At 77.7% G+C, this 3,101-nt stretch carries 5 protein-coding genes; 1 reads left to right on the top strand and 4 read right to left on the bottom strand.

Annotation, left to right across the window (positions count from 1 at the left end):
- Positions 1-36 precede the first annotated feature (36 nt).
- From PYV61_RS23070 to PYV61_RS23055, 4 genes are all read right to left on the bottom strand, one after another.
- On the bottom strand, positions 37-1,128 hold the full coding sequence (locus PYV61_RS23070) for an alpha-hydroxy acid oxidase (RefSeq protein WP_275836118.1): 1,092 nt from the start codon (positions 1,126-1,128) through the stop codon (positions 37-39).
- A 131-nt stretch (positions 1,129-1,259) separates the two neighbouring features.
- Entirely contained in the window at positions 1,260-1,805 is a 546-nt protein-coding gene (locus PYV61_RS23065; RefSeq protein ID WP_275836116.1) for a hypothetical protein, read from the bottom strand.
- A 3-nt stretch (positions 1,806-1,808) separates the two neighbouring features.
- Positions 1,809-2,096 (bottom strand): DUF4242 domain-containing protein, encoded by a 288-nt coding sequence (locus PYV61_RS23060; protein WP_275836114.1) that lies wholly within the window; start codon positions 2,094-2,096, stop codon positions 1,809-1,811.
- 110 nt (positions 2,097-2,206) lie between these two features.
- The gene (locus PYV61_RS23055) at positions 2,207-2,698 is read right to left on the bottom strand and encodes a cupin domain-containing protein (RefSeq protein ID WP_275836112.1); all 492 of its coding nucleotides are present in this window, start codon (positions 2,696-2,698) and stop codon (positions 2,207-2,209) included.
- A gap of 151 nt (positions 2,699-2,849) precedes the next feature.
- Between PYV61_RS23055 and PYV61_RS23050 the strand changes: the two genes are divergently transcribed.
- The coding region (locus PYV61_RS23050) for a LysR family transcriptional regulator (protein WP_275836110.1) at positions 2,850-3,101 on the top strand (252 nt) is incomplete at its 3' end.

Genomic DNA, 3,101 nt, shown 5'->3' with positions numbered 1-3,101 from the left:
GGCGTGCGCGCGCGCGCCGACGCCTGAGCGCCGCCGTCAGGCCACCAGGTCGGGCGTCGCGTCGCGCGCGGTCGCGCACCCCGCGAGCGCCATCGCGAGGTCCAGCTCCGAGCGCAGCATGCCGAGCGCGGAGGCGACGCCGGCCTCGCCGTCGCGCGCCAGCCCCCACAGGACCGGCCGGCCGACGAGCACCGCGCGCGCGCCGAGCGCCAGCGCCTTGAGCACGTCGCTGCCGCGCCGCACGCCGCCGTCGACGAACACCTCCAGCGCGTCGCCGGCCGCGTCGGCGACCTCGCGCAGCGCGTCGGCGGTGGCCACCGCGCCGTCGAGCTGCCGGCCGCCGTGGTTGGACACGACGCCCCCCGACGCGCCGTGGGCGGCGGCGAGCCGCGTGTCGTCGCCGCGCACGACTCCCTTCACGACCACGGGGAGCCGCGTGATCGAGCGCAGCCACTCGACGTCGCGCCAGGTGAGCGACGGGTCGAGCATCGTCGCCACGTAGGCGGCGAGCCCCGAGTCGCCGAGCGCGCGGTCCACCGCCCCCTTGCCGTGGCCGGCGAGGTTGGCGACCGAGAGCCCGGCGGGGAGCGCGAAGCCGTTGCGCACGTCGCGCAGGCGGCGGCCGAGGAACGGCGCGTCGACGGTCAGCGCGAGCGCGTCGTAGCCCGCCGCCTCGGCGCGGTCGACGAGCGCCCGCGTCACGCCGCGGTCGCGGTAGACGTACAGCTGGAACCAGCGGCCGCCCCGCGCGCCGCGCGCCGCGTCGTAGGCGTCGGCCACGTCCTCCAGCGTCGAGGTGGCGAGGGTGCTGAGCGCCATCACCGTCCCCTGCGCCGCCGCCGCGCGCGCGGTGGCCAGCTCGCCGTCGGGGTGCGCCATGCGCTGGAATGCGGTGGGCGCCACGAGCACGGGCATCGCGACCGGGCGGCCGAGCACCGTGGTCGACAGGTCGCGCGCCGAGACGTCGACCAGGCAGCGGGGGCGGAGCCGCACGCGCGCCCACGCCGCCTCGTTGCCGGCGAGCGTCGTCTCGTCCTCGGCGCCGCTGGCGTAGTAGTCGTACGCCATGCGCGGCAGGCGCTGCGCGGCCACGTCGTGCAGGTCGCGCACGGTCAGCGGGGCGGTCATCGGGCGCTCGGTCGCGGGGGGGGTGGGGGCGGGTGGGGTGCCCCAAGCTGCGTCCGGCGGGGCGGGGAGGCCAGACGACGCCCGGGCGGAGACTTCCCGCCCGGGCGCCGCCCCGGGTCGCGTGCGCCGGGTCACTCGGCGCGCGCGCAGCTCACGTCCGGATTCCACATCGCGAACATCCCGCTCGGGTTCGGACGCCAGGCCCAGATGTGCAGGGCCCACACGCCGAGCGGCTCGTTGCGCATGAACGGCATGCCGAGCAGCGTCGGCGCCGCGTCGCCCTCCCACGCGTCGAACGGGACAACGTAGTCGACGCCCACCAGCTGCATCTGCCCGTTCGGGCCCGGCTCGTACATCACCAGCTCGGGACGCAGCAGCTCGATCGTCGCGTCGACGAGCCCGGGGTTGAGGTAGTGGATCCCCTGCGCGCCGGCGTCGGAGCGGGCGCACCCGGCCGGGTACTGCGCCGTGTAGCCGGCGGCGTCCGCCGTCGCGAGGTCGTGGAAGCGTGCCGTCGCCGCGCGGACCTGCGCGACGGCCGCGCGCTGCGCGGCGGTGAGCGTGGACGCGTGGTCGGCGTGGGCCGACCGCGCCGCGCGGGCGTCGGCGCCCATCGGCGCCTCGGCGGGGGCGGCGCAGGCCGCCGCCAGCACGAGGCCCAGGAGGAGTCGTCGCATCGGTCAGCCCTCCCCGGCGGCGACGTGGAAGTACGGGTCGAGCACGCGCACCGGCGTGCACTCGTCGCACGGCAGGCCGCTGGCCGTCGCCGCGCGGGCGATCGCGTCGGCCGAGGGGCCGTCGTACACGCAGAACGACGTGCGGCGGTCCTCCGTGACGTACGAGTGGATCCAGGTCACGCCGAAGGTGGCGTTGCAGTCGACGATGTCGAGGCAGGCGGCGGCGCCGGCGGCGGTGCCGGGGACGTTGAGGCCTTCGGGGAAGGTGCGCTGCACCATGAAGCGAGGCATATGGCTACTCTCTCGGGATGGTCGTGGGATGCGCCGGGGTGGTGGTGGAAGGGCGCCGCGCCCGGTGCATCGCGGCGTCCACGGTCGGTCGGGTGGAGCGGGGCGCCCCGTCAGGGCGGCGCCAGCAGGTCGAACGGGGCCGCGGCCTCGGCGAGCGCCGCCGCGTCGGGCGGCCAGCGCTCGCTCGACCCGGCGAGCGCGGCCAGCACCTCGGCGTGGCGTTCGAGGCCGCCGGGCATGTACAGGAGCAGCACCGCGGCGGGCGCGTCGGAGCGGTTGCGGTAGGCGTGGACGACCCCCGGCGGGACCACCGCGGCGTCGCCGCGGAGGAGCCGCACGTCGCGCCCGTCGAGCGTCAGCACCACCTCGCCCTCGACGCCGTACAGCACCTCGGTGGTGGCGCGGTGGCGGTGCGGGGGCGCGCCCTCGGCGCGCGGCGGGATCGCGTGGTCGAGCATCCCCCAGGCGCCGTCGGTGTCGGCCGCGCGCACCAGCACGTGGACGCGCGCGCCCGTGTGTCGCACGAGCCCCGGCGCGCCGCCGGCGCGCACGAACGGCTGCGGCGGGCGGTCCTCTCGGGTGTCGGGCGTGGGCGTGGGCATCGGTCGGCGCGTGAAGTGGTGCGCGTGGAGCGCACGGCCACGATGGCGCCGCCCCCCGCGACGCGTCCAACACTTCGTTGCGAGCGTAGCCATGCCTCGCGGCGATGACGGCGCGCCTTGCCCGGCGGGCGCGGCGGTGCATCTTGGGCGCATGGAGCTCCGTCACCTGCGCTACTTCGTGGCCGTCGCGGAGGAGGCGAACGTCAGCCGCGCCGCGGAGCGCCTGCTGGTCGCGCAGAGCGCGCTGTCGCGCCAGCTGCAGGACCTCGAGCGGGAGCTGGGCGCGCCGCTCTTCGAGCGGCTGTCGCGCGGCGTGCGGCTCACGCCCGCGGGCGAGGCGCTGCTGGAGCGCGCGCGGCGCACCCCCGCCGCCGACGGCGACGGCGCGGTCGCGGTGCGCGCG

Origin of the sequence: Roseisolibacter sp. H3M3-2 (assembly GCF_029211165.1) — a bacterium.
Lineage (GTDB): Bacteria > Gemmatimonadota > Gemmatimonadetes > Gemmatimonadales > Gemmatimonadaceae > Roseisolibacter.
Note: the sequence above shows the minus strand (reverse complement) of the source record. Positions and strands in the feature narration are given on the sequence as shown.

Coding starts and splice junctions, on each gene's coding strand:
- PYV61_RS23070 (WP_275836118.1), bottom strand. CDS start 1,128: ATGACCGCCCCGCTGACCGTGCGCGACCTGCACGACGTGGCCGCGCAG.
- PYV61_RS23065 (WP_275836116.1), bottom strand. CDS start 1,805: ATGCGACGACTCCTCCTGGGCCTCGTGCTGGCGGCGGCCTGCGCCGCC.
- PYV61_RS23060 (WP_275836114.1), bottom strand. CDS start 2,096: ATGCCTCGCTTCATGGTGCAGCGCACCTTCCCCGAAGGCCTCAACGTC.
- PYV61_RS23055 (WP_275836112.1), bottom strand. CDS start 2,698: ATGCCCACGCCCACGCCCGACACCCGAGAGGACCGCCCGCCGCAGCCG.